Genomic DNA, 26577 nt, shown 5'->3' on the forward strand with positions numbered 1-26577 from the left:
CAATGCGGGTCTGGCCGATTTGCAGACCTTACTTCGCTTTGCCGAGCTGGCTGAGGTAGGCGAAGAGGTCGCGCAGGTCTTCGGGTGAGAGGTTGTCAGTCAGGCCGGCAGGCATGAGGGAGCCGATGAATTCGCGCTTGGCGATGTCGGCCTGGGCGACGGTGTGCTCCATGCCGGCGGGATCGCGCAGGGTGAGCTCGGAGTCGTTGCCGGCGACGATGATGCCGATGAGCTCTTCGCCTTTCTTCGTGGTGATGCGATAGGTCTCGAAGCTTTCCTTCACCTCGCGCTGCGGTTCGAGCACGGCGCCGATGATGAATTCCAGCGGCTGCGCGCTGCCGATTGCGTCGAGCGCCGGGCCGATGTTGCCGCCTTTGTCGCCGACGTGGTGGCAGGAGATGCAGGCGATTTCCGGACGATGAAAGACTTCCTCGCCGTGCTTCGGGTTGCCGTTCTTGGTCACGTCCGCGGCGATGGTGCCGAGGATGTAAGGGGAGGCGCGCACGCGGCCGTAGATGGGCACGATCGGGGCGCTGACGAGTTGCGTTACTTTCTTCGCCGGAGCAGGTTTCGGCTTCGGCTTGTCGAGGGTCTTGAGGAGAGCATACCACTCGGGCTTCCAATCCGGTGCGCCCTTGGCGACCACGGGTTCCCATTGCGGCTTGAGCGCGGCAGTGGCAGCGACGAGCGCGGTGTTGATGAATTTGTCGCGCGGCTGCGTGGCGGCGCTGAGGACGACGACCATCGATTCCGGGCGCGGAATATTGCCCGCGGCGACGATGGCCGCGAGGCGCACGCGCGGATCTTCGTCGTGGGCGAGATCGGCGAGCTTTTCCACGACGTCGAATTGCGGTGGCAGCCGATCCGCCCAGCGGGCCAGCGTGCTGGCGGCATAAGCACGGGCCTCGGGCGCCTTGGAGGCCAGCACCCGCTGCAACAACTCGGGCTGGGGCGACTCGTGCCATTCGCACACGCCGAGCGCTTCGTAGAGGGCGTGCTCGGTGTCGGGGTGGCCGGGTTCGAGCCGCGGCCACCAACTGCGCACGGCGGAGATCACTTCCTTCGTCGGACGACCGGCGAGTTCGCGCTTGCTCTGCTCGCGCACATATTTTTCCGGCGAATGCAGGTTTTCCAGCAGGTGCTCAATCGGCGCATCGGCGATGGGCGGCGGCGTGAGCAGCGGGCGGCCTTTGTAGGTCACGCGCCAGATACGGCCGTGCGTCTTGTCGCGATCGGGATGCCGGAAGCTCGCCTGGTAGTGGCCGATGATGGGGTTGTACCAATCGCAAATGTAGAGCGCGCCATCGGGTCCGAGCTTCACGTCCACCGGGCGGAAACTGCCCTGCGTGCTCTGGATGAGCGGCGGGAGCTTGGGATCGTCGGAGATCTTGAAGCCGGCGCCGTCCTGTTCGACATGCAGCGTCCACACGGCGTTGTTGATGTAGCCGCCGGTGATGATCGCGTTCTGCCATTCGTCGGGGAATTGCGAGCTCTCGAGGAGTTCCGGGTTGCTCGTTTTGCGGCCGCGGCCTTCGGCCCAGATGGTGTCGCGGCGTCCGCCTTGATAGCCGCGAATCATTTCCGGCAAGGCGAAGTACATGTTGCCGCTGTTCCCCGCGGAGAGCAGGGGTTGGCCCCAGTGCAGGAAGGTCCAGCCCCACGGATTCTGCGGATCGGCCGAGCCGCCGAAGAAGGCGTCGAGCCGCTGCTCGTCGGGGCGATAACGCCACAGGCCGGCTTCATCGAGTCCGACGACACCATAAGGCGTCTCGACACGAGCGTGGCCGTGCAGGCCTTGCGAAAACATGAGTTCGCCGCCCGGAGACCAGCGGAAGGAATTGATATTCTGGTGATTGTCGCCGGTGCCGAAACCGCGCAGCACGACTTCCTTTTTATCCGCCTTGCCGTCGCCATCGGTATCGGTCATGAGCCAGAGCTTCGGTGATTCGCCGACGTAGCAGGCGGATTCCTTGCCGTGCGTGGGCGCGATTTCCAAGCCGGTGGGAATCATGAGCCCATCGGCGAAGACGGTGACCTTGTCGGCGTGACCGGCGTGCTTGGTGTCCTCGAGGATCCAGACTTTGTCGTTGGGCGTTTCGCCGGGCTTGAGCTGTGGATAGGTGGTGGTGCCGATGGCCCACAGACGGCCGCGCGCGTCCCAGCGAATCTGGACCGGCTTGACGATGCCATCGCGCTCGGAGGCCCAGAGGTTGACTTCAAAGCCGGGTGGTAACTTGAACGAGGCGAGCTCGGCCTCGGGGGAATCGCGATCCGGCTCCGCGGCGAAGAACGGAGGGGTAGCCACGAAAAGGCTCAAAAGACACAAAAGGGTCTTGGCTGTGGGATGCTGTGTGGCGGTGCGAGCGTCGGCGAATGGGAAGGGCGAGGAGAAAGGATTTTTGTGCATCTTGTGCCTTTTTGTGGCCATCACTTCTGGCTGAGTTTCGCGGCGAGCTCGTCGATGTCTTTTTCCTTCGTCTCGATGAGCGGGATGAATTCCTCGCGTTCGGCGGGGAACCAGCGTTTGGAAGGATCGCGCCAATCGCGGCTGCTCGGTTGATTGGTGCGGTCGCCGAAGAGAAACGCCCAGTTTTCCACGCGCCAGTAGTCGAACCAGAGTTTGTTTTTGGCGAGGACAAGCTGGCGCAACGGCTCAAGCTCGGGTGTTTCCAGGTGCGCTTCTTTCGTGACTCCAAGGTTCACGCAAAACCGATCGGCGAGGAGCCGATGGCCGAGTTGGTTGAGATGGATGGCATCGCGTTGGACGGCGGAATCGACGACTCCGAAATTGGCGGCATCGACAACGCGAATGGTGGCGCGCTGTTTTTCATCGAGGGAAGGAAGCCCTTCCATGACATGTCCGGTGGCCCCGAAAGCGCTGATCGCCTGAATATAGCCGCGCATGTTTTCACGCTCTCCAACGAGATGTCTCTCCAATTCCACGTGCATTCGATCCTTGGGGAACCGATCGGCAGACTGCGCGAAATAGCTCGGGGTGATCAGAATGAGCCGACGTTTGCCGTTGCCGCTGAAACGTTGAATGAGCGCGGCGTAGGCGGAGGAGAATTTGCCGATCTCGGCTGGCCCGTCGAGGCTCTCCATCGCACCGAACTGGCAGATCACGACCGTGGCGCCGATTTTATCGAGGGTTTCCTCCCACGTGGGGAAGTTGAGGTCGCGGCGTTGCTCGTAAACGGTGTCGCCTTCCCACGCGAGATTGCGGAAGCGCAAATGATAGTCGGGCAGGGCGTGGGTGAGGCGTGTTTCGAGATAGCCGTATTCGCTGGCCACGACCATGTCTTCGCCGCCGACCAGCGCGATGACGTCGTTCTTTTTGAAAAAGGGTTCGTCGGCGCGCGCGGCACTGAGAAGAGCCACGATGATGAAGAGGCAGAGCAAGGGGAGGCGCATGGGGTGAAGACTTATCGCCGTGGACAATCCGCGAGGCGAGGAAAACGTAGGCGGGAGGTGCGTTAAAACGCCTTGTCGAAATCGTTGTGAGTGCCGATCCAAAACCATTCGATCGTGTCTCCCTGGCGGTGACCGACCCCCCGATATTGTTTGTTGATGCGTACCGACCAAACACCTTCGTAGCCCTCCAGCTTTTTGAAATGGAGCGCCGGATGCGATGGGTCGGACATAAAGCGCACGCAGGCCTCACGCGCTTGCGCGCGGATTTCCGGCGGCAATGCCCGATAAAGCCGCTAGAATGACGGCCTCGTTCGCGAGATCACAGTTTATCCGGGTTCAATGGTTCCGACGGACCTTCGGCAAGGGCGGCTTCCATAAACGCTTGAAACTTTGGCCGCGGTTTGGGATCGGCAATGATCTTCTCCCAAGCCGCATCATCCGGTGATTCTGCCGTTCGGGTTTGCAAAAAGCGGGCAAAGTCCACGAGCTCTTCCACCTTTTGCGCTGGGAGGGTCGCACAGATTTGGGCGAGTTCTTCGACAGCGGACATGGATGGACTTTAGCCGAAGCGATTGCCGGCCTCAAGCGGCAGGTTAATGCCCGCCGCAGCCGCCTCCGCCACAACTACCACCTCCGCAACTGCTGCCACCCCCACAGCCGTGGCCGCCGCCACCGCAGCCATGGCCCCCGCAACTGTGGCCTCCGCCGTGGCCGCCACTATCACTACTGCCGTGGCCGCCATGGTGGCTGCTACCACCACTGTCACCACCACCTCCGCAATCCGCGCCGCCGCATCCGGAACCACCCGTGCCACCGCCGCCGCGCCCGACCTTGTTGATGACGATCAGGATCAGCGCCACGACGATCACGAACACGACGAGTCCAAGTGGAAAGTCGCCATCGGCTTCGGCGAGGATCACCGGGATCGTGCCGAGGCTCACCGCGGCGAAGGCGCTGCGGCGGCGGTGGAAGCGCGGCTTGCGGATGACCCAGGCGTCGTTCAGGCAGATGCGCTGGTAGTGCTTCTTGCCGTGAAAGCGGATCGCGATGGGCGGCCAGATATCCGCCGGGGCGTGCTGGCCGAAATACCGCGCGTAGCTATCGAGCGTGCGCTCGTACCAGTCGGTGAATTTTGCATCCTCGGCTGCGCCGCCCTTGCTCGGGCCGTGGTGGAACGGCCGCCCGAGGATCTGCGGGCACAACTCGCCCCAATAGGACTCGGTGTAGAGCAGGTGCAGGTGCCACGCTTGATCGACCGCATCCGAAGGAGACACCGGATGCCCAGCTCGCATGGCGAGGAAAAGGAAGCGTCGATACTCCTCGAGGACGCGCACGGTGAAGCTGGGCGTCCAGCCGTTTTCATTCGCGAGTCGGGTCGCGAAGTGGAAGGTGGTGTCCGGGGTGTCGATGCGAAACTCGCGGAGTTTCGACCACAGTGGATCGGCGAGCGCCGATGGGGTGTTGTTGCCGAGGGTGGTTTGTCCGCAGCGGCGTTCCTCTTTTTCGCCGCCAACCTCGTTCCCGTATTGGAACGTATTTTTTGTATTCATACCTTCATTCTGCGAAGGACCACTTCCGGTGGGACCGGTGAGCGGTCCGAATTGAGTGTTGGATTCAGCCTCCCTGGGAGGGTGGGCAAAAGTGTGTCTTCACATTCAATTCTACGAGAAATGTATACTCGAATATATATCATTGCAAGCTCTATTTAGGACCGGGAATTGAGAAAGCACCTATTGCCAGGCGTCATGTACCGGATCGGCTGCGGAGAAGCTCCATAACGGGGTTTGATCCGCCCGTGTTCGTCGAAGCCGATCCAAAGGCCGTCGCTGTGATCGAGCGTGGACATCGAGCACCAATCGCGCGGGAAACCGCTGCGCTCATAGTTTTGCCAGTCCAATAGCCAAACCCACACGCGAGCGTCCTGGTCGACATTCTGCGGATCGCCCAGAATTTGCCGGATGTCTTCCTTGGTCGCGTTTTCAGGAATCTCGATGTTCCCTTCATCCCGTCGACTCAACATCTCCGCACAGCGTTGCGCCTGTGGGACGCGGGGCAGCGGCGTTTTCCATATCAGAAAAAACACCCCGAAGATCACCGCAGCAGCACCGCTGGCAGCGAGGGCGATGCGGGATTTCATAGAGGGAAGCTAACGGAGCATTCGCGGGAAGGCGATGACGGCGACGATGGCACGTAGGAGAGTCGCGGCTGGGCTATTCTCAAGGAGGGAAGCTCTCGAAAACGCGCGTGCCCAAGCCGAAGCTTGGGCACGAGAGTCAATCTTGCCGGGCCGTCCCGGCTTACTTCTTGTAAGCCTCGATCTTCTCGATACGGGCGGTGCGGTCGCCGTGCTCGGTGGGCACGTTGACCTGCTCGCCGGGCTTGTGGCCGATGAGGGCCTGGGCGAGCGCGCTTTGGTAGCTGACAATGCCCTTGTCTGGATCGCCGTCCCATGCGCCGAGGATAGTATAGACATCCGTGCGCCCATCGCCGGTTTCCTTGAGCGTCACAATCGTGCCGACGGAAACCTGTGCGGTGTCGGGGTTGGCAAAGTCGGTGCCACGAGCCTGGGCGAGGTCGCGTTCCGTTTCGGCGCGGCGACGGCTGAGCACGCGTTGCATTTCCTTGGCGGCCTTGAACTCGAAATTTTCGCGCAAATCGCCGTAGCTGCGGGCGACCTGAATTTCTTTCACGTTCTCGGGAATCTTCTTGTTCACGAGATCGTCATATTCCGCCTTCTTCTTCTCCATGCTTTCCCACGAAACGATGAGGGTCTGCGGCTTGGCATCGCTTTCGCCGGAGACGAGGGCCTGCATCTCCGGGTAGACGCGGATGATGCGGCCGAGCAGCGAACGCTTGTTCAGCTCCTCGAAGACCGGGGTGCGCATGAGCTTCTGCATGATGTCGCGCAGCTCTTCGTGCGTGGCGGCTTCGAGCAAATCGGTGAGGAGTTCCTTGTCATTCAGGAGCAAGTCGTGCAGACGGCGGTCGCGCTTCGTTTCGTCGAATTGATCGCGTTCGAGAGCGCCGATGATCGCGCTCAACAGGCGCGGGTTCATCAGCTCGGAGAAGACGCCTTCGCGCTCCCGGCCGAGCCAGAGTAGGGCTTCGGAAGTGATCGAGTGTTCGCGGATGGCGCGGTCGAGGCCGGTGATCAGCGTTTCGATCTGGCCCTTGTCTTCGAGTAGACGGGCGGATTCGGCGACCACTCGGGTGCTGCCGCTGGTCACGAGACTCAACGCCACGGAGGTCCATTCCTCGCCGAAGGCATCGGGAATGCCGGCCAGGGCGCGCTTCTGCTTGGCCGCCGGCAGGTCGCCGATGAGCGTGGCCAGGCGGCGTTTCTCGTCGAGGAGGAATTGCGCGACCGTCGGGGCATCGGCGCCACGAGCGAGCGCCGGCACCTTCTCGATGATCTCGTCGCGGGAGAGGAGAAATTCGAGGGCCTGCGCGGGATTGAGGCGCTGGTTCTTGCGGCCCTGGTCATCCGCCGTGGCGATCGCCGAAGCGAGCTGCGTCGCGGGCTCGCTGAATTCCGCGAGGTTCTTGAAGATCTGGTCGAGGGCGTTGAGTTGATCCTTGAGCTGGCGCGCGTTTTTGAACGTCTCGAGATATTGGTCGGCGTGCGAGACGGGCGCGTCGCGGAGTTCCACGGGGTCGCCTTTTTTCGTCGGCACGGCAAAGTGGCCGTCCTTCTTCAACGCCTTCTTGGTGGACTCCCACCACTTCTTGAATTCGGTCTCGTTGAAAACTTCCGGGGCGAGGGATTGCGCGATCTGGTCCTGCGTGGCCTTGCCGCCGAAGCTGTCGAGGATCGCCCGGACGAGGCCCACGGCATCGTTCTTCGCCCGCGCTTTCACCGCCGCGGCGTCGGCGGCCTTTTGCGCGAGGATGTGATTTTCCGAAATGGGCTGAAGCGACTCGGCGGCGTACTGAAGCTGCATCGAGTGCCCCTTCTTGGTCTTGAAATTGATGGTCATCTGGCTGACCAGAAAGTTCAGCGAGTCGACCTGCCCGAAGCCCCAGCTTTTGTGAATGACGTAGGTGCCGGGTTGGAGTTGATCGAGAACCTGACCTGCTGCCGCGGAGAGCTTGCCGGCGTCGACCGCTTTTTGGATTTCGGGATGCATGGGTTGGGCAAAATAGGAGGGGGTGGGGGTGGGGCCAAGAAATAATTTGATCTATTAGGAACTCTGTTTCGGAGAAAAGCGGCTTTCGTTGTGGCATGGGTCTCGCTTTCTTATATTTGGATATGTCCTTCCGATTCCTTAACTGCTCCGTCATATCGACGTGGTTTGTCGTCTTTTGACCTTGGCTACCGTGCTCGATTCGCCAATTCCGCCGCAGTTGGAATCCGAGGCCAGTTTTCAGCTTCTGTTTCACCAGCATCCCTTGCCCATGTGGGTGGTGGATGCCGAGACGCTGGTCTTTATCGCGGTCAATGATACCGCGGTGAGGAAATACGGGTATTCCCGGGAGGAATTCCTGACGATGACCATGGACCAAATCGCCACGCCGATGGAGGACGCGGGCGAGACGGTGGCGGACGATTCGCACGGGGCCAGCACTGCCTGGCGGCACAAGACCAAGGAGGGCGCGATGCTCTTGGTGGAAAGCACGTGGCACGAGATCCCCTTCGCCGGACGCGATGCGGTGCTGGTGCTCACGCTGGATCGCACCGAGCAGCGCCGGGCCGAGCAGCGCAACCGGGAGCAGGCCAATCTTCTCAATCTTGCGTCGGACGCGATCATCGTGCGCAACCTGGACAACGTGGTGCTTTTTTGGAACCAGGGTGCGGAACGACTCTATGGATGGAATACGCAGGAGATGATCGGAGCGAAGACCATCGAGACCTTTGTCAAAGATCGGGAATACGAGGCGGAGATCGAATTGCTGAAGACGGGCGTGTGGACCGGTCAGCTCACGCATCAGAGCAAGGCCGGGCAGGCGGTCATTGTGAACAGCCGGTGGACGCTCGTCCGCGAAGACGACGGCAGCCCGAAGGCGGTGCTGGTCATCAATACCGACGTGACTGAGACGAAGAAGCTCGAGTCGCAATTTTTGCGCGCGCAACGTCTCGAAGGGATCGGCACGCTGGCCAGCGGCATCGCGCATGATTTGAACAACATCCTGTCGCCGATCCTCATGTCGTGCGGCATCCTGCGGAAGGAATTCGACGACGAAGACACGCTGAAGATGCTGAGCATCATCGAAGGCAGCGCGGAACGCGGCGCGGGGATCGTGAAGCAAGTGCTGACCTTTGCGCGCGGCGTGGAAGGTGAGCGCGTGTTGCTGCAGCTCAAGCACCTCGTCAGCGAACTGGCCAAGGTGATGGCGCAGACTTTCCCGCGCAACATCGACATCCAGACGAATTTTCCGCCCGACCTGTGGACTGTGATGGGCGACGCCACGCAGTTGCACCAGGTGTTGCTTAACCTCTGCGTGAACGCACGTGACGCCATGCCGCAGGGTGGCGGCATCCGCCTCAGTGCGGAAAACGTAAATATCGACCAGCACTTCGCGAGTATGAACCCGGGCGCGCAGCTCGGGCCGTACGTGGTCCTGCGCGCCTCGGATACCGGCAGCGGCATGTCGCCGCAGACGATGGAAAAGATTTTCGATCCGTTCTTTACCACGAAGGAAGTGGGCAAGGGAACGGGCCTCGGTTTGGCGACGGTCATCGGCATCGTGAAGAGCCATGGTGGCTTCCTCACCGTGCAGAGCGAGCTGGGGGTGGGCACGACGTTCAGCGTCTTCCTGCCGTCCAGTCAGGAGAAGGGCTCTGACGTGGCGAAGGAGGAAGTGCCGATCGCGCGTGGCAATGGCGAGCTCATCCTGGTGGTGGACGATGAGCCGCCGATCCGTGAAGCGCTGGTCCGCACGCTCACGGCGAACGGTTACCACGCTTACACCGCGGAGGATGGCAGCGATGCACTGGCCCTCTATTTCCAGCGCCGCTCGGAGATCGCCGCGGTCATCACCGATATATCCATGGGACAGATGGATGGCGTGACGCTGGTGCGTTCGCTGCGCAAAGTGGACCCGAAGGTGAAAGTCATCGTCTCCAGCGGGCACCTGCAAAAGGAACACATCGTCGTGCTCGAAGGTCTCGGCGTGAAGGCGTTCCTCGATAAGCCTTACACGGCGGACAAGCTGCTGCGGGCGCTGCAAGGCGTGCTCAAGCAGACGGACGAACAGCCGGAAGTAGTGAAGTAGGGTAAGGGGGAACACCCAACATCGAAGGTCCGACACCCAACACCCGATGGGATGATGCGGCGCGTGGTGTTGCCGCCGCGAGGGGGCAGGTTGAGGGCGCTGCTCTGGCTAAGCATTACCCACATCTTTGGTCGGTTTAGGGACAGCGGGGAATTCGGCTGCGGCTCACTGGGAGGGGCGACTTCCTAGTCGCCCTGCGTCGCGGATCGTCACCCTCAAAGAGAGTCGTTGCGCGCATCGGTTTTTCGGTCAGGGGCTAGGAAGTCGCCGCTCCCAGTGGCGCTATCCCATTCGATATCTAAACACCGAGCAAAGATGGGGGTAATGCTTAGGCTCCGTCAGCGCCCCAATATTTGGGCGGCGACGGAGCGCCGCCCTCCAACACGCTGGCGATGCGCAATGCGTTTGGTCGCTACCGCAGAAACGCGATCAGCAGCGTGACCGTGAACATGCTCAACAGCGTCGAATAAAAGACGGCGGCGGCGGCGAATTGGGAATCGGCGTTGAATTCGTGCGCGATGAGCGCGGTGTTCACCGCGGTGGGGAAGGAGCTGCTCACGATCATGATCGTCGCTTCCTGCCCTTTGAAACCAAAGATCGGGACGAGCGCGGCGGCGATTCCGGGCGCGATGAGCAAACGCAAACCGAGCGCCCACCCGAGCCGCGGCAGGCTCTGCCGCACTTTGGTCTGCGAGAGTTGCACACCGAGCGTGATGAGCGCGAAGGCGACCAGCCCCTCGGAGATGTATGCAGCGGCACCCACAACCATCGCACCTGTTGCACGGGGAGATGCAGCACGCGCACGATGATCGCGCTCAATACCGCCCACAGCGACACCTGGCGCAACATGGGCAACGCGAGCCGCCAGCCGGAGCGATGCGTGGACGCAGCCAGCGCGAGACCGACGGTGAAGGTGCTGATGTTTTGCGTGAGGACGATGAAGACCTGCATCAGTTCGCCCAGTCCGGGAAAGGCGAGGGACATGAGCGGGATGCCGTAGTTGCCCGAGTTGTAAAACATCGTGGCCAATTGCAGCGCGCGGGTGTGCCCGGCTTCGTAGCGCATGCCGCGTCCGACAATCGCACTGAGCACGAACATGCTGGCGATGATGCTCGCGGTGAAGCCCATGATGCGGGCGGCTGCGGCGCCGCTGAGATTCGAGTCGACGACGTGAACGAAGATAAACGCCGGGACGAAGAGGTAGATGTTCAGCTTGACCAGCGATTTCAGGTCGAGCCGGCTGCGCCGATCAATCAGCCAGCCAAAACCGAACATCACGAGGATGGGCAGCAGGACGTTGGTGAAGACGGACCAGAAAAACACGTGGGGAAGCGGGGAAGCCGCAGACCGTGGAAGAGAACGGGGGCAAAAGCCAGTCTGGGGATTGTTCCCAAAAACAAAAAACGCGAGCCGTGAAGCTCGCGTTTTTTGAAAACTTTGGCCGGACCTCGCTTATTGGCTGAGGAACTGCACGCGGCGATTGTTGATGTTCGGCGGGAAGCCGAGCGCGCCGGGCAGGTAGGGCGAACCGCCGCGGAAATCGGCGATCGGATCCTGCGGGCCTTCGGCGATGGGCTCCTTGGCCTCTTTGCCACCCTTGCCTTCGCCCATGTTGCGGGAACCTGGGTCATAGGCGGCCACCGCTTCGGGCTTGAGGCCGACTTCCCACGTGTTCAGCGACTCGTCACCGAAGGAGGCGATCTCCTTGATCGTCACGGTGTCGCTCGCCGTATCGGGCGTCCAGCGCACCGCCAGTTGCGTGGCGTGGGTGGCCGGGAAATCGATGCTCGAGCGGTTCGTCGTGCCGTCGAGGACCATGCTCACGGTCGGCGTCTTGCCTTCCAGCGAGTTGGTCGCCGCCGGGTCGTCGATGGCGAAGAAGTCCAGCTTGCCCTTGGCCGTACCGTCAGTGAGCAGGGCCACCCGCGAGATGGACTGCGCGCTGCCATACTTGATCACCGCACCCGCTTCATTCGTCGAGGCGCTGATCGCCACGCCGCTGTCCGGGTTGTCATCGATCGCCTTCTGCCAGGCGAGGGCGCCGTCGGGGGAGTTCGCATAAGACATGGTGCTGCCTGTGAAGAGCCCGTTGGCGTTGAAAGCGGTTTTGTCGTTGACCTGGCCGAAGATGGCATGCGCATCGATCGCCTGTTCGCGCTGGCGCATATCATAGACCGTGGCCGGCTTCTCGCCATACAGATAGAGGCTGTAGAGCGGGCCGGGGTTGGCCAGGTCGGTCTCGATAAGAATGTACTTGGCGAACCGGGTGAACGGCTTGTCGAGTTTCTTCTCGTTGATCGAGTTGAAAGAAATGTTTTCCGCGAGCGGGGTCCAGGACTTGGCCCCGGGCGCGCCGGGTTCGTCCCCTGCGTAGAGCGAGATCGTGCCGTCGGCCGCTTTTGCGGACACGCTGAAATTCGAGACGAGTTCTGGCTCGGCCAGCGCGACGAGGTAGTGCTGTTTGCCGGCGAGCACCGGCCAACCGGTGGTCACGTCGTCATCCAGCCACGCGGCGGAGGCTTCGCTCGGCACGTAAGTCTGGTTGGAGGGATTGTAGAGGAAGAGATTCGACCCGACGTGCTGGCGGGCGAGATTCTTCGGGTACACCTGAAGCTGCCGGGTCACCGGATCCGGGTCCGCAGCGAGAGCGAGGCTGGAGCAGGCAGCCGCAGCGAGCAGAACGAACGACGTGGTCTTCATATCTTTTAGCCCTGGATGTTAGCGGGTTTCAATTTTGAGTGAAAGTCAATTTCTCCAACGGGTCTACGTGAGCAGATGTTCTAGAAATTTGAGCGAGTATGGACAATTCACTCAGTCCCGCAAGCGTAATTTTCAAATTTGTGATAAGCATTTTTAATGCCATAAATTGCCTCCATCTTTGCTGTTGGCAAAAATATCGGAAATCAGTATCGAGAGCATTCGCGCGGTTCGTGACAGACCCGGCGGCTCCCGCACGAGCTGGCCTGTAACGATGCCAGCGACCTTTTTCTCGTGAGCACTACCGATCCGACCTCCTCCCCCGATTCTCCCGCTTCCACCGGCTTTTCCGAGGGGCAGACGCTGGCGGGTTGTTACGCGCTTTCACGCCGGATCAGCGATGGCGGTGGAACAGAAATCTGGCTTGCGCAGGACGAAGTGCTGGGGAAGGACGTCACCTTGCACCTGCTCCCAGAGGCGGTGGCCAAGGATGGCAAGGCGCTGCAGGAGCTGCGCGCGGAGGTCAAGCGGGTCCGTCAACTGATCAATCCGCAGATCCTGCGGGTCTATGACCTGATCGAGGAGAGCGACTGCATGGCGATTTCGATGAATGCCTTCGAGGGCGAGTCCGTCGCGGCGCGCCAGGCGAAGCAACCGGAGAAGCGCTTTGCCGCCAAGGACATCGAATCGTGGGTCTATGCATTGGTCCAGACGATCGAGGATGCCCATCGGATCAATTACCTGCACCGCGATCTCGCACCGCAGAATCTTTTCCTGACGAATGGGGGGCAACTGCTCGTCGCGAACTTCGGGGTCGGCCACATCATTCAAGGTGCGCTGGCCCGGGCCGGTGCGGCGGAGGAAGCGCGCCAGGCTCTCGCCAGTCCGCAGGCTTTGGGAGGAAACGCCCCGGCGAAGACGGATGATGTTTTTTCACTCGGCGCAGTTCTTTATACACTGCTTGCCGGCACGCCGCCGCCGGCCAGCGGAGATGTCTCCGCGCTCGATCAGCCGGAATGGCAGGTGCCCCCCGCCTGGCGCCAGGCGATTGCTGCTGCGTTGCAGAAATTGCCGGAATCTCGTCCACAGACAGCGAGCGACTTTTTGAAGCGGTTGAAAGGCGAGGCCCCGCCGGCTGCTGCTCCCGCCGCCGAAAAGGCGCCCGCGCCTGCGGTGGTCCCGATGGTGGCCGAAGTAAAGATGGAATCGCTGGCGAAAAAAGAACCGGAGCCACAATCGGAGCCGGTGGTCTCGCCCAAAGGCGAAGAGAAGCCCGCACCGGCGGCGCGCGAACCGGAAAAAGTGGTCCCCGTCGCGGAGCCGGAACCGAAGGTGGAGAGCATTCCCACGCAGCCGCTCCACGCGGTCACGGAGACGAAGACGCCCGAGTCCAAGCCGAGCCGAAGCCCGACCGAAAAGAGACCAGGCCCGCATTCCTTACCCCGCCCTCGGAGCCGAAGAAGTCGATCGAGCGTCCCTTGGTCGGCGATTTCAAGCCGCGTCTTTATCCGGAAGAGTCTTCGCGCTTCGCGACCATCGCCGTCGTCGTCGCCGTGCTCGCCCTGGTGGTTTCGATTTTCTGGTATTTTCTCACGAACGGAAAGAAGCCGGCCCAGCAGGAGATCGTCAATGCGACCCCAACTCCTGAGGCGCCTGCGGTGACTCCCGAAAAGAAAGAGCTCCGGACGATTCCGAGCACGCCGGTGCCGCCGACCGTGGTGACGAAGGAGAAGGAGACGCCCGCGCCACAGACGCCGACACCTGCGCCCGTGGTCGTGAAAGCGACGCCCGCTCCCGCCATGTCGGAAGGTGAACGGGCCATCGCGGACAAACAATCCGCCTTGGATAAGGCGCGTGAGTCGGCCAGGGCAGCGGAGAAAAAGCACACCGATCTCTTGAAGGATCAGCAAGCCGCCACCCTGTTGGCGAATGCCTCGCAAAAAGCGGTCGAGGATCAGCGGAAGACCTACACGCCGATCAAGGCCGCCGCGGATGACGCCGCCGCGAAGCGCAAAAAACTCGAGGACGACCAAAAGGCCGCCGAAGCCGCCGCGCAGGAAGCGCAGAAGGTGGCCACGGAAAAGGCGCGCCTGGTCGAGGAAGGAAAGAAAAAGCTCGAGGATTCGGAAAAAGACTACACGGACAAGCAAGCGGCGCAGGAAAAGGCGAACGCTGATTTGCAAGCGACGCAAAAGACCCTGGAGGAAAAGCAAAAGGTCGAGGCGGATGCGACGAAGGCTGCGAACGATGCCGATACAGCGTTGCAACAACAACAGGCGGCGGTCGCAAAGCGGGAGAAGGAACTCGAGGACGTCAAGGTGGTGCTCGATCTGAACAAATCGTTGAAGGAAAAGGTCGACCAGTTCCGGGGCATTGCCTCGACGAATGGCCTGCCGGCTCCGGCCACGTGGGTTGCGCCCGCGACGCCCAAGCCGTCGACGCCCAACCCAATCCCGGCGGCCACGCCGAAGGTCGCGGTCGCCACGCCGGCGCCGAAGCCGGCCACTCCCGAACCGACGGAAATGGTCAAGCTCGCTCAAACCCCTTCGGCCACCCCGTTCCTTTCGACGCCGGCGCCTGCGACGCCGATGCCGACTACACCGGCGCCTTCGACTCCCATGCGGACGACTCCGGTGCCGGCGACCCCGGTTCCCGCCACGCCCGTTCCGGCGACGCCTGTGCCCAGCACGCCGGCGCCGGCCACACCCACTCCGCCCACGCCGGTTCCCGCCGCCACACCCGGAGGCGCGACGCCCGAGGTCACGGTGACGAACAGCCTCGGCATGAAGTTCGCGCCGGTGGGGGACGTGGATTTCTGCATTTGGCTGACGCGCGTGAAAGACTTTGAGATCTTTGCCAAGGAGAAGAATTTGAAGTCCAACGCCTGGCGGTCGCCCGGTTTCCGCCAGGGGCCGGATCATCCGGTCGTCAATGTGACGTGGGATGAGGCGCTCGCCTTTTGCGCGTGGCTCACCGACAAGGAGCACAGCGGGGGGGCGCTGCCCGCGAACAAGTTCTATCGTCTGCCCACCGATCTCGAATGGAGCAAGGCGGTCGGCCTTCCGGAAGAAGTAGGGAGAACCCCGGAGGCGCGCGATATGGGCATTCCAGACATCTATCCGTGGGGCAAGGACTGGCCGCCGCCGCCCGGCGCCGGCAACTATACGGGCGAAGAGACCGGCTCCGACGTGGCCATCAAGGGCTACGAAGATGGCTATGCGTGGACCTCGCCCGTGGGCAGCTTCAAGGCCAATAAATATGGTCTTTATGATATGGGTGGAAACGTCTGGCAGTGGTGCATGGACAATTGGAACAACGAGTCCAAGGCCAAGGTGCTGCGCGGCGCTTCGTGGTACAACGGTGCGCTGAAGCTCAGTCTCCTCTCCTCCTGCCGCGTCCATGCCGCGCCGGACAGTAGCACCGATAATTACGGCTTCCGGATCGTTCGTGCTTCTGAATCGGCTTCGTCGATTAAGAGTAAATTTCGTTAGAAAACTAGGGAATTGGCGCGCTTTTAGCGTTGCAATTCTAGGGGTGGCCTGACAACTCTGGGGTCCACAACGACGAATCGTGGTATTCTTATGAAAAAATCTGTCGGGTCTTTGGCTCTTCTCTTAGCCACACTGATGGTTGGCAAGCCCTGCGCCAGCCGCGCGCAGGACTTTTTCCGTGACCTTGGAACCTCGCGTTCCTCTGGCGGCATCGGACCGGTGGTTCCATCGGATTACACGTATGAAAACGCCTCCCCCAGCGGCCTGCGGCCATTGCGCCCGGGACAGGACCTCTCTGTCACCGAAGCGCAGGAGGAAGAAGATAAGTTCAACTTTGCTCTCGGTAATTTCCGCTTTGGGGCCGCTCTCGGCGTGGGCATCGAGTTCAACGATAATATCAAGCTCTCGCAGAATGACCGCATCTCCGATTTCATCTTCCGGCCGGTCCTGAATCTGGATTCAGAATGGCGCCTCAGCGACTTGAATACGCTGCGCTTCAATATCGGCCTGAGCTACGCGAAGTACTTCCAGCATAGTGAATTCGATACGGATGGCGTCCTCATCTCGCCGACTTCGGAGATCGCGTTCACCATGTACACCGGGCCGGTAAAGTGGACCGTCCGCGATCGCGGCAGCTACCAGGAAGATACCTACGACATTCCGGACGTCAGTGGTGTCCCGCAATACAAGCGCTGGGAAAACCAGGCGGGCCTTGATGCGGATTGGGCGATCAACCAATCCTTCGATCTCACGGTCGGCTACGATCACTACAATCTGTGGACTACGGGCAATAGCGGGCAACAAGACCTCACCGGATTCCAGCTGCAGGACCGCGCCATCGATACCATTTTCGTGAAGCCCTCGTGGCAGATGAACCCGGCGATCAAAGTCGGTGTCAACGCGTCTTACAGCTTCATCGATTTCAAGGATCCGGCGCGGAGCGATGGGGAAGGCTTGCTCGCAGGTCCGTTCATCGAGTGGCAGATCTCCGAATACACCAACTTGTATTTGGAAGGCGGCTACCAGAGCCTCACCTTCGACCATGCCAGCAACTTCGAGGATGCGGCGATCAACCAGCTGGGCCTGAGCGCGACCGACGCTGCGGCGGTGCGTGCGTCGGTCCAGGACAGCGAGGACTCCCACAGCTACTACGTCAAATTTGAGATCAACAACCGCCCGAGCGAGTTCTTCAAGCACCGCTTGTCCTTCTCCAAGACATCGGAAGTCGGGTTCCTCTCGGATTTCATCACCCTTTACAACGTGGAATACGACGCGGATTGGAAGGTGACGGAAAAATTGGAACTCGGTCCTACGGTGTTCTACGAACACTATACGACCTCCGGCTCATTGGGTGAAAAAGCAGATCGCATTGGCGCGGCGATCGGTTTGCGCTATCATATCCGAAATAATCTGACCCTTGGGCTCGATTATCGCTATATCTGGAAAAACTCAAATTTGGATGGCTTGGACTATTACCAGAACCTGGTCTTCCTCAGCCTTTACTATAAATTCTAAAATTTAACCTCTATGGCCTATGCCTAGCTTTCTCCGTTTTGCGATTTTCGCCAGTGCATTGCTGGCCGTAACATTAACGGGAAGGGGGCAGGGAGGTTGGGCGCCGAAGCCGGCCGCATTTCCCCAGCCCGGTTATCCCGCGGCGATCCCCGCCACGGGGATTACGCAACCCGGTCTCGGTCTCATGCAGGAACGCATGGCGGTCGTAGACCCCGACAAGAAGCTGTCCGCCGGTGATCAGGTGACATTCGAAATCATGGAGGATCGCGAAGGTGGCCTCCCGCGCGTCGTGACCGCGACCGGTGAACTCGATGTTCCGCCCTTGGGTCGGGTGAAAGTCTCCGGCAAGACCGCCACGGAGGCGGCCGCCGAGATCAAACTCGCCTTGGAAAAGGATTACTATTACCACGCGACGGTGCGGCTGAATATCGACCGCGTCAGTCCCGTGCAGGTTCGCTCCGGTCTCGTCTATCTTTCCGGTGAAGTGCGCGTCGGTGGCCCGCAGGAGATCATCTCGGGGGAGACCCTCACGCTCTGCAACGCGATCCTGAAAGCAGGTGGCGTCAGCGAATGGGGCAACCCGGAAAAAGTGCAACTCACCCGCCAGAAGAAAGAAGGCGGTGTCGAGACGATCGTCGCGAACTACAGCAAGATCATCAAAGATGGTGATGCGAAGAAGGATCCCGTTCTGCAAGACGGTGATCGTATCTTCATCCCGAAAATTTTCTGGCGGTGGAAATAATCCGCTAATTCCACATGGACTCCGTCAATCCTCAAGCACCGTCGGTCCCACTCGCCGCCGGCCTCGGCCTCAAGGTCTACCGTTACCGTTCGCTTCTTCGCCGGAACTGGTGGGTGCTCGCGCTGACGATCAGTCTGGGTCTTCTTTACGAAGGCTACATTCTTTTCTCCAAGCCGCGTCTCTTTGAGTCGTACTCGCAGATCCTGCTGCGCGACGAAATGATTTCCGACGTCAACAAGGGCGTCAATTTCGATGATCGCGCGGGTCGTATGTACGACACCACGATCGAGCTCTTAAAAAATGAGATGACGCTCGCCCGGGCGCGCAGCCGCCTGGCGCTCGAGGCTCCGGGATTGACCGGCAAGGTGGACATCAGTGCGACCGTCGCGCCACGGACCAATATTTTCACCGTGACCGGGACCGGTCCGAATGGCGAATACACCCAGAAATTCGTGGACGCGGTGGTGAAGGAATTCATGGATGCGCGCTCGGTCAACCGCAACTCGCAGGTTAGCCAGGCACGCGAAGGCATTGATTCGCGGGTCAAGAAACTGAAGGAAGATCTTGATAAACAGCAGGCGGATTTTCAGGCCTTCATCAAGGCGAACAACATGGCGTTCTGGCAGGAGCAGGCGAAGAGCTCCGCGGTGTTTCTCTCGGGCTTGAAGAACAAGCAGGCGGAGTTGACGAACGAACTTTCGCGCCTGGAGAATCTTTCCCCGGATGAATTGCTGACCATCGCGGGGCAGTCGCCGACTGCCAAGGCGCCGGTCGTGGCTCCCGTCCCGGGACCGAATGCGGCCGCGGTAGCCGCCGCGGCATCGTCGCCTACCTCGCCGGCCTTCAACAGCCAGCTCTACAACCAGTTCACGCAAGTCACCCAGGAGCTGGTGCAAAGGCAGGCGGAGGTCGAGTATTGGAAGACGATCTGGAAGCCGAAGCATCCGAAGTTTCAAGCCCTGCAGAACAAAGTGGAGGAACTCCAGCGTCTGCTCGGCACCATCAAGAAACAAAACGCGGAAGCGACTGAGGCCCGGAAGGTGGCGATCAAGGCGGAACTCAAGAGCCTCGAGAGCAGTATCGAGAGTTGGCAGAAGAAAGTCACCGAGGCCAGCAGCAAGGATGCGGAATACACGACGCTGCAGAATGCCGTGGCGACTACGCAGACGCAGATCAATCAATTGACGAACAACAGCGGCGAACTCGATCCGAAATCATCGACGCCCGACCCGCTGACCATCATGCAGGCGGCCACGCCGCCCCAGGAAAAGTCGCCGGACACGATCAAGCATTTGCTGCTCGGGATCATCGGAGGATTCGTCGTGGGCGTCATCGTCCTGCTCCTCATGGATCGTGCGGACGACCGCGTTTCGTCTTCGACGGAAATGCTCGATCATTTCTCCGAGCCGATCCTCGGCCAGATTCCGAACGTCGCGGAGACGCGCAAGGAAACCGGGCTGCCGTTGCTGCAGCCGGAGGACGATCGCTACACGTATGCGGAGGCGTTCCGCAGCTTGCGCTCCTCGCTCATCTTCATGCCGAACCAGGCGGAGATGAAGACCCTCCTCATCACCAGCGCGATTCCGAACGAAGGCAAATCCACCATCGCCAGCAATCTGGCGGTGACCATGGCGGCCTCCGGGGCCCGCGTGTTGCTTGTGGACGCCGACCTGCGCCGCGGCGACCTTGCCCAGCTCTTTGATACCGACGGGCGTTTCGGCCTCTCCAGCATCCTGCGCGGTGAAGTGCCGTGGAAGGAAGCGGTGCAGACGACGAAGTATCCGACGCTCTCGCTCATCCCGCGCGGGCCGGTGACGAATCAATCCGGCGAGCTGCTGCTCAAGCCCGATCTGGTCGGCTTGCTCGAGGAATTCAAGGACGCTTACGACCTCACCATCTTCAACACCGCGCCGATCCTCGCCGCGGATGACACGCCGACCCTGGCGCCGAATTTCGACGGCGCGCTCATGGTCGTTCGCGCCGCCTTCACCTCCGCGCGCCTCTCGAAGAATGCGCTGAACATGCTCTATCAGCGGCAGGTCAACGTCCTCGGCCTCATCCTCAACTGCATCGACGCCGAGATGCCGGACTATTACTACTATCGCTATCCGAAGTACTACGCGGCGTCGTAGTCGATGTGGCCGCGGCGCTCTGTTGCCGCTCCGTGATGTAACTGCCTGCGCGCGCGAGGCGTCGTCTCTGTATGATGAATCGTAAGTGGAAGCTCGTGGCCGTTTGCGGAGTTGTCTTGCTGACTGCGCTCGCCGCAATCGTCGCGTGGCGATATCGGCCGCATCCGCATCGGAAGCACGTGGCGCAAGGTCTCTCGCCGTGGGCGGATGAAGCGGTACCGCGCGCGGTATTGGCCACGCCGACGATCTACCTGCAGACCGACCCGCAATGGGCGCACGAGGAAATCGGCGGCAGCGGCGAGGAATTGCGATCGGTGGGTTGCACGAATTGCTGCCTCTGCATGGCGCTCGCGCAGCATGGCATCGTCCTGAATCCTGCGGAACTCAATCAAAAGCTCATCCAGGCCGATGGCTACACCGAGCGCGGCTGGATCAAATGGGACGCCGTGGAAGACATCTCACAAAAGCGCGTGCGCATCGACATTCCTGAAAACCCCACGCATCGCGATATCGATCAAGCGCTGGCTGCCGGTAATCCGGTGCTGGTGAAGATTGTCTACCGTCCCGGCGTGCTGCATTGGGTGTTGCTCGTTGGCCGCGAGGGCAAGGAATACCTCATGAAAGATCCGTTGGGCGATGGCCACACGCTCGGCCTGCTGTCCGCTTATCACAGCGATATCCTGTCGGTGCGAATCGTTGCGAGGTTGTGAGGGCATTGGGCAGTGCTAGACTCTGTTAGTGGCTAACCATTTCTGTTGCCACCAGTCGCCGCGCGTGGGCGATGGTGTCGATCTGTTCGGGAGTTTTGTCGCGGCGGATGGCTTTGATGCGCGGGAAGCGCATGGCCAGGCCGCTGGCGTGACGGTCGCTGGGTTGGATGGAGTCGAAGGCGATTTCGAGCACGATCTCGGGAACGACTTCGCGGTAACGGCCGTGACGGGCGATAGTGGTGGCAGTGAAATGCTCGGTGAGTTCTTCGATCTCCTCGTCGGTCAGGCCGGAGTAGGCCTTGCCGATGGTGAGCAAATGTCCGCTGACTTCATCGCGCACGGCGAAGGTGTAGTCGCTGAGCACATGGCTGCGCTTGCCATGACCTTGCTCGGCGCCGACGACCACGACATCGAGCGTCGCGAGTTCCTTTTTGAATTTCAACCACGCCTGCCCGCGCCGGCCGGGGGTGTAGAAACTCGCGCCATCCTTGATCATGAGGCCTTCGTTGCCGCGGGCGCGGGCGGCCTGGAAGGCGGCTTCGATTTCCTCGGCAGAAGCCACGCGATGGATGGGCGCGACTTCAAGGCCAGGCGGAAGCGTTAGCGATTCAAGAGCGAGACGGCGCTCGGCAAGCGGACGCTTGAGCAACGAAGTGCCGTTGAGATAGAGAAGATCGAAAGCCTTGAATACGACGGGAATGTCATTCGCACCGAGGAAAAGATCGTCCTCCGTCTTGCGGCCAAGCCGCTTTTGCAGATCGAAAAAGGTGAGCCGGCGGCCTTGTTCGTAAGCCAGGATTTCGCCGTCGAGAATCGCTTCACCCGGATAGCTCCGCGCCGCGCGCGCGAGGTCGGCGAATTGCCCGGTGATCTGCCGCAAATCGCGGGTGAAAATCTCCGCGCGCCCCGAACCGAGATGAATCTGGGCGCGAATGCCGTCGAATTTATCTTCGGTCCACGCCGCTGGCGCATCATGGGCGGCGATGCGCGACCACACCGCTTGGGCGGTCGGTTCCGGGCTGGCGAGCATCACCTGGATGGGGCGGAACAAATGCAGCGACGCTTCTTCCAGTTGGTTCTTCGAAGCCAGCGCGGCGACTTCGCCGAGATCGCCGGTGAACATCTGCGCCTCGCGGACGGTGTGCAGATCCGCCTGGAAAGCGGCTGCGATCGCTTCTTCGACGAGCCCGGATTTCAAGCCGATTCGCAGATCGCCGGTCAGAATCTTCACGAGATAACTCGCCTCCAGCGGTGTGAGTGCCGCCAGTCGCTGTTGCAGCAATTCGCCTTTGACCAGCGGCCCACGCGCGGCGTGGAGTTGATCGAAGAGCGCGAGGGCATCGACGAGCGAGAAGTCCCGCGGTGTGGTTCGCTCCAGCAGCGCTTCATAAGTCGCTTTGCCCGCGTCGGCATACTGCCGGGAGATGGCGCGGAATTCCTGCTCGGCGAGTCCGCCCGCGGCCATCACTGCGCGTTTGATCACCGCCCAGCCGACCTGCAGCGTGCGCATGTCGCTCTGCGCGAAGGCGCGGCCGGTGAGGAAGCGCGCGGCAATCGGAAGCTGCGTCTCATTGAGCGAACGCAGGTAATCCGCGAGCAGGGCGATCTTCTTCAGCTTGCTGGTGCTATTGGCGATTTGGTCACCGAGCGTGGCAAAGGCACCAAACTCCGACTGCGGCATTGCGGCTACGGGTGCCGCCGGACGCTCAGGCTGGGGCGTGGAGGGAGCGCGTCGAAGTAAAAGCTCGAGCTGGTTTTCCTCGCTCAATGCCCAGGCATCGAATCCGCGCTCGCGCAGATCAGCGGCGAAGGCGGCGGCGAAACCATGCAGGGTGAGCACGCGCTTCGGTTGCACGAGATCCACATAGCGCACGAGATCGGTGTAGTCCGCGTGATCGCTCAACGGGAACGCCGCGTCGCATTGGTAACGATACGTCGCTCCCGGATCGAGCGCCCAGCCGGTGAGCACGGCCACGCGCCGGTTCTTGATGCGCGTGAGCATGATCGTGCGATTCGCGCTCGGCGGGCAGATGAGCACCTTGCCCTCGACCTTGCCGGCCGAGTAGCGCTCGTAGCCATCGGGGAAGTCGGGTTTCAGTTGCCGATAGATCTCCGTCATCTGGTAGACGGCGCCGTGGAGCATCGGCGTCAGCCCCGCCTTGAGAATCGCGCAAAGGATTTCCTGCGCCTTGCCCAGCGAATAGCCGAGCAGCACCGGCACCGCGCCATCTTCCAGCGACTCCTGGCAAAACGCCACCATGCGCGCCATGACTGCCTCAGTCGGTGGCAGCCGATATTTCGGCAGCCCGTAGGTCGTCTCCATGATGAGCGTCTCCGCGTGCCGCCACTCCGTGGGTTCGGCGGAGAGACCGCGGCGCAGTTTGAAGTCGCCGGTGTAGAGCAGCGACCCGTGCTCGCTTTCGATGAGGGATTGCGCGGAGCCGAAGATGTGGCCCGCGGGCAGGAGCGTGATTTGAAAATCGCGAAAGCTGGCCGGTTGTCCGAACTCGAGGATGTGTCCCTGCCGCTCGCCGCCAAGCCGCGCCTGCATGAGCCGCGCGGTGCCGGCGCTGGCGATGAATTCCGGATGCCGCGCGATGTGATCGGCGTGCGCGTGCGAGACAAAGGCGAAGGGTCGCGGATCCTCCGGGTCGAGCCAGAGGCCATGTTCGGGCAATTCAAGGCCTCGATGGTAGCGGACAGAGATCATGGGCGAAACAGTCTCCCATGGGTCCGGCGAGAATGCCACGATGGGTGCACAAAATCACACGGTGGCTTCTAACAATCCCGCCCGTGAGTTCGGGCGACCGTGCCATAGTGTGCCGGTTTTAAAGACGGCCTCGATTGGCTCGAGAATGAGCTGACCTCGTAGTATTACTGGGTTGAGGTGCATTTGACGGCTTGCGGCCACCTGCCGGGCGAGATTTCTTCGCGGTGTGCCATTCTCGCCGCTCAAACCTACCGCCGCCCAATGGGGCGCGATCGCCGTGGCGGCGTTAGGTTTTGCCTATGTGCTCATGGGTTTGGAGGACGATAGAACGGGACGCCGACCGGTGCCCGACAGTCACGGGACCACGCTGGAGTATCTCGAGGGGAGTGAGGAAAAGCTGACCATCGATGACGTGGCAGCGTTGCCGCAGTCGCGCTGGCATCCATGGTCGATCGCTGGCTTTGCGCCGGCCACCAAGCCGAAGAATGTTCTGTGGGCGCGCGTGCGACTGCGCAATGCGGAGGCACGCCAGTTGGAGGGTGTGCTCACGGATGGGGAGCATTATGTCGATCGTGCAGATTGCTATTTTCACGCACCCGGTGAAGAAGGCGTGTGGCGGCAAATGCGCTCTGGCGAGTGGACGCCGGCGGTGCAAAAGGCGATCTGGGGCCGCGAGACCGCGTTTTCCATCATTGTCCCCGCGCGCGGCGAACAGGCAGTCTACCTGCGCTACGAGGATTTCTTCGCGGTGTGGCTGGAGGTGGTCTGGTGGCCGCAGGACACGCTCTTTCACGCGATGCAATTGCGGCAGACGCTGGCCGAGGGACTTTATTTCGGCACGCTCCTCGCGCTGCTCTTTTACAACGCGATCCTGTGGATCAAGCTGCGGCTGCCGCCGACGGGAAGCTATCTGCTCTATCTCGGCTCATTCACGCTGTTCATGTTTTTCTGCCGCAGCGTGCCGCAGTGGTTTGGCTGGGCCGTTGGTTCGCCGTGGGTCGAGTCGTTCTTAAACACCTTTCTTTCGGCCAGCGCCGTCTTCCTGCTTTCCTTCGCCGGGCTCCTGCTCGACCTGCCGCGATATCTGCCGCGGACCGCGGTCTGGCTCCGGCGATTGCGCGCGCTGCTGATCGTACTGGCGGCGGCTTCGCTGGTAGCGCCGTGGGCAAGGCTCACCTCGATGCTGGTCATACCGGGTCTCCTGGTCGTGGTCGCGCACGTCGCGGTGTTTGGCGCGGCGGTTGCGGCGCGGCGCGTCGGCGCCCCGCAGGCGTCCTATTTCATGCTGGCGATCGGCGCGCTCTTTGCCGGCGTCGCGCCCGCGTTCTTTTACTGGATCGGTTCGGTGCCGCTGCCGGATGCTGGCCGGGTGGTCATGGCCGGGTCGGCCATGGAGATGCTGTTGCTCGCGGTGCTCATTTCGGAGCGCATCGGTTTCATTCAGCAGGAAAAGATCGCCGCGCAAAAGGCGCTGCTCGTGGAGGCGGAACAGCGCGAGATCATGCAGGAAGCCTATGCCGACGATCTCGCCCTGGAAGTGCGCGAGCGCACCGCGGATCTCGAGCGGGCCAGCGCCGACAAGGATCGCATTCTCACCGTGCTCGGCCACGACCTGCGCAGTCCGCTCACCGGGCTGACGCGCTCGGCGGAGCATCTGGCCGGCCGGGCGAATGGCGACGAGAGTATGCGCACGTTCCTTACGGAAGCCGTACAGACCGGGCGCGGTTTGCTGCTGCTCATCGAGGATCTGGTGATGTGGGCGCGGTTGCGGGCGGGCACCGGGCAGGTGACCGTGCATCCGCTCGGTGCGGTCGCCGCGCCGGTGTTTGCCTTGCAGAGTTTCCAGGCCGCGGCCAGCGGCATCGTAATGGAGATTCAAGTGCCGGACGAGCTGATGGTGAAGACCGATCTCGTGCCCACGCAGGCGTTGTTGCGCAATCTGCTTTCCAACGCCTTGAAAGCGGCGCGCTACAAAGTGTGGGTGGAAGCGACGCACCTGCCTGAAGGTGTGCGGGTCGCGGTGCGCGACGATGGACAGGGACTGCCCGCGTCGCTGGAGGCCGCGCTGATCGCGGCAAATCCCGAGCGACTCCCCTCGATGGGGGGCCTCGGCCTGCGACTGTGCCTGGAGATCAGCCGCGCCCTCGACTTGAAACTCGGTGTGGTGCCGATCGACGGGGGCGGCACCGAGTTCCGCTTCATTCTTCCCACCGCGACATCATGAGCCGACCCCATGCCAGCACCGGTTCCGTTGAAACGACCCGCGTCCTCGTCGTCGAGGATCAGGGCATGTTCCGCTCCTTCCTGGAGGAGTGGGTGCCTTCGCAGTCAGACTTCGTCCTGGTCGGCGCCTTCACCTCGGCGGAGGAAGCGTTGCGTCGCATCGAGACATTGAGCCCGCATGTAGCGCTGCTCGATTTGCAATTGCCCGGCATGGACGGCATCGCCCTGGCGCAAGCGCTGCGCCAGGTGCGGCCGCACTTGCGCACGCTCCTGCTTTCGTCGCTCAGCGACCCGCTCACCCTCACGCGTATTCGCGAGAGCGGGGTGGAGGGGTATTTGGAAAAAGATGCGCCGCTGGCGGAACTCGCCGAAGCCCTCCGCACCGTCGTGCGAGGGCGGTCTTATTTCTCGCGAAAATTCACCGAGACGCTTGCGCAGGAGAGCGCGAAATCGGAAGCGCTGGGGAAGATTCTTTCGCGCCGCGAGCAGCAGGTGCTCACGCAAGTCCTCACCGGCCGGACTAGCAAGGAGATCGGCGAATCCATCGGCCTGAGTCCGCGAACCGTCGAGTTCCACCGGTCGAATCTCATGGCCAAACTGGGGGCCTCGAATCTCGCCGAGTTGCTCGTGCATGCCCGCCAGCGTGGGTTGGCATAGGAGGACGTTTACGTTTTCGATTCCCCGCGCTCAAAACGTGCAATTCTTGCGAATCGATGTTTGATTTGCGGTCGTT

Annotated in this window: 19 protein-coding genes and 1 pseudogene; 9 read left to right on the forward strand and 11 right to left on the reverse strand. The window is 61.5% G+C overall.

The features are described from left to right. Nucleotides 1-28: 28 nt before the first annotated feature. The 7 genes from CFE428DRAFT_RS17535 to CFE428DRAFT_RS33930 all read right to left on the reverse strand — a co-directional run bounded on the left by CFE428DRAFT_RS17535 (nt 29) and on the right by CFE428DRAFT_RS33930 (nt 7538). Nucleotides 29-2305, reverse strand: a complete 2277-nt coding sequence (locus CFE428DRAFT_RS17535) for a PVC-type heme-binding CxxCH protein (RefSeq protein ID WP_162145280.1) — start codon at nt 2303-2305, stop codon at nt 29-31. 122 nt (nt 2306-2427) lie between these two features. Continuing rightward, the gene (locus tag CFE428DRAFT_RS17540) at nt 2428-3411 is read right to left on the reverse strand and encodes an SGNH/GDSL hydrolase family protein (RefSeq protein ID WP_006980955.1); all 984 of its coding nucleotides are present in this window, start codon (nt 3409-3411) and stop codon (nt 2428-2430) included. A 62-nt stretch (nt 3412-3473) separates the two neighbouring features. After that, nucleotides 3474-3689 (reverse strand): ParE family toxin-like protein, encoded by a 216-nt coding sequence (locus tag CFE428DRAFT_RS17545; protein WP_049975675.1) that lies wholly within the window; start codon nt 3687-3689, stop codon nt 3474-3476. A 41-nt stretch (nt 3690-3730) separates the two neighbouring features. After that, nucleotides 3731-3961 (reverse strand): hypothetical protein, encoded by a 231-nt coding sequence (locus CFE428DRAFT_RS17550; RefSeq protein ID WP_006980957.1) that lies wholly within the window; start codon nt 3959-3961, stop codon nt 3731-3733. Nucleotides 3962-4004: 43 nt separating this feature from the next. Next, nucleotides 4005-4961 (reverse strand): glycine-rich domain-containing protein, encoded by a 957-nt coding sequence (locus CFE428DRAFT_RS37495; RefSeq protein WP_006980958.1) that lies wholly within the window; start codon nt 4959-4961, stop codon nt 4005-4007. 155 nt (nt 4962-5116) lie between these two features. Next, a complete protein-coding gene (locus CFE428DRAFT_RS17560; protein ID WP_006980959.1) occupies nt 5117-5548 on the reverse strand; it encodes a hypothetical protein in 432 nt (143 codons plus the stop codon). 160 nt (nt 5549-5708) lie between these two features. Further along, complete coding sequence (locus tag CFE428DRAFT_RS33930; protein WP_006980960.1) at nt 5709-7538, reverse strand: GreA/GreB family elongation factor; 1830 nt, start codon at nt 7536-7538, stop codon at nt 5709-5711. 190 nt (nt 7539-7728) lie between these two features. On the opposite strand from CFE428DRAFT_RS33930, the gene CFE428DRAFT_RS17570 reads away from it, so the two are divergent. Then, nucleotides 7729-9624 (forward strand): hybrid sensor histidine kinase/response regulator, encoded by a 1896-nt coding sequence (locus CFE428DRAFT_RS17570; RefSeq protein ID WP_237705519.1) that lies wholly within the window; start codon nt 7729-7731, stop codon nt 9622-9624. A 412-nt stretch (nt 9625-10036) separates the two neighbouring features. On the opposite strand, the gene CFE428DRAFT_RS35840 is transcribed toward CFE428DRAFT_RS17570, so the two are convergent. From CFE428DRAFT_RS35840 to CFE428DRAFT_RS17580, 3 genes and pseudogenes are all read right to left on the reverse strand, one after another. Continuing rightward, complete coding sequence (locus tag CFE428DRAFT_RS35840) at nt 10037-10393, reverse strand: AEC family transporter (protein WP_006980962.1); 357 nt, start codon at nt 10391-10393, stop codon at nt 10037-10039. A 131-nt stretch (nt 10394-10524) separates the two neighbouring features. Continuing rightward, nucleotides 10525-10947 (reverse strand): annotated as a pseudogene (locus tag CFE428DRAFT_RS40775) (AEC family transporter); the annotation flags it as partial. Between the two features lie 129 nt (nt 10948-11076). Continuing rightward, nucleotides 11077-12324, reverse strand: a complete 1248-nt coding sequence (locus tag CFE428DRAFT_RS17580; protein ID WP_006980965.1) for a hypothetical protein — start codon at nt 12322-12324, stop codon at nt 11077-11079. A gap of 291 nt (nt 12325-12615) precedes the next feature. Between CFE428DRAFT_RS17580 and CFE428DRAFT_RS39900 the strand changes: the two genes are divergently transcribed. From CFE428DRAFT_RS39900 to CFE428DRAFT_RS17610, 6 genes are all read left to right on the forward strand, one after another. Further along, on the forward strand, nt 12616-13983 hold the full coding sequence (locus CFE428DRAFT_RS39900; RefSeq protein ID WP_006980966.1) for a serine/threonine protein kinase: 1368 nt from the start codon (nt 12616-12618) through the stop codon (nt 13981-13983). 1121 nt (nt 13984-15104) lie between these two features. Then, nucleotides 15105-15812 (forward strand): formylglycine-generating enzyme family protein, encoded by a 708-nt coding sequence (locus CFE428DRAFT_RS39905; RefSeq protein WP_237705520.1) that lies wholly within the window; start codon nt 15105-15107, stop codon nt 15810-15812. A gap of 111 nt (nt 15813-15923) precedes the next feature. Beyond that, a complete protein-coding gene (locus CFE428DRAFT_RS17595) occupies nt 15924-17327 on the forward strand; it encodes an outer membrane beta-barrel protein (protein WP_157447562.1) in 1404 nt (467 codons plus the stop codon). Between the two features lie 19 nt (nt 17328-17346). Next, nucleotides 17347-18069 (forward strand): polysaccharide biosynthesis/export family protein, encoded by a 723-nt coding sequence (locus CFE428DRAFT_RS17600; protein WP_006980969.1) that lies wholly within the window; start codon nt 17347-17349, stop codon nt 18067-18069. Nucleotides 18070-18083: 14 nt separating this feature from the next. Further along, a complete protein-coding gene (locus CFE428DRAFT_RS17605; protein ID WP_006980970.1) occupies nt 18084-20201 on the forward strand; it encodes a polysaccharide biosynthesis tyrosine autokinase in 2118 nt (705 codons plus the stop codon). 71 nt (nt 20202-20272) lie between these two features. Further along, nucleotides 20273-20911, forward strand: coding sequence for a cysteine peptidase family C39 domain-containing protein (locus CFE428DRAFT_RS17610; protein ID WP_006980971.1), 639 nt, complete (start codon nt 20273-20275; stop codon nt 20909-20911). Between the two features lie 25 nt (nt 20912-20936). On the opposite strand, the gene CFE428DRAFT_RS17615 is transcribed toward CFE428DRAFT_RS17610, so the two are convergent. Next, nucleotides 20937-23621: an ATP-dependent DNA ligase gene (locus CFE428DRAFT_RS17615; protein WP_006980972.1), complete on the reverse strand. Its 2685-nt coding sequence runs from the start codon at nt 23619-23621 to the stop codon at nt 20937-20939. A gap of 226 nt (nt 23622-23847) precedes the next feature. Between CFE428DRAFT_RS17615 and CFE428DRAFT_RS17620 the strand changes: the two genes are divergently transcribed. Beyond that, nucleotides 23848-25845 (forward strand): sensor histidine kinase, encoded by a 1998-nt coding sequence (locus CFE428DRAFT_RS17620; RefSeq protein WP_006980973.1) that lies wholly within the window; start codon nt 23848-23850, stop codon nt 25843-25845. Then, the gene (locus tag CFE428DRAFT_RS17625; protein ID WP_006980974.1) at nt 25842-26501 is read left to right on the forward strand and encodes a response regulator transcription factor; all 660 of its coding nucleotides are present in this window, start codon (nt 25842-25844) and stop codon (nt 26499-26501) included. The genes CFE428DRAFT_RS17620 and CFE428DRAFT_RS17625 overlap by 4 nt, the downstream gene beginning before the upstream one ends. The last annotated feature ends 76 nt before the right edge of the window (nt 26502-26577 follow it).

Source organism: Chthoniobacter flavus Ellin428 (assembly GCF_000173075.1).
Taxonomy (GTDB): Bacteria; Verrucomicrobiota; Verrucomicrobiia; order Chthoniobacterales; family Chthoniobacteraceae; genus Chthoniobacter; species Chthoniobacter flavus.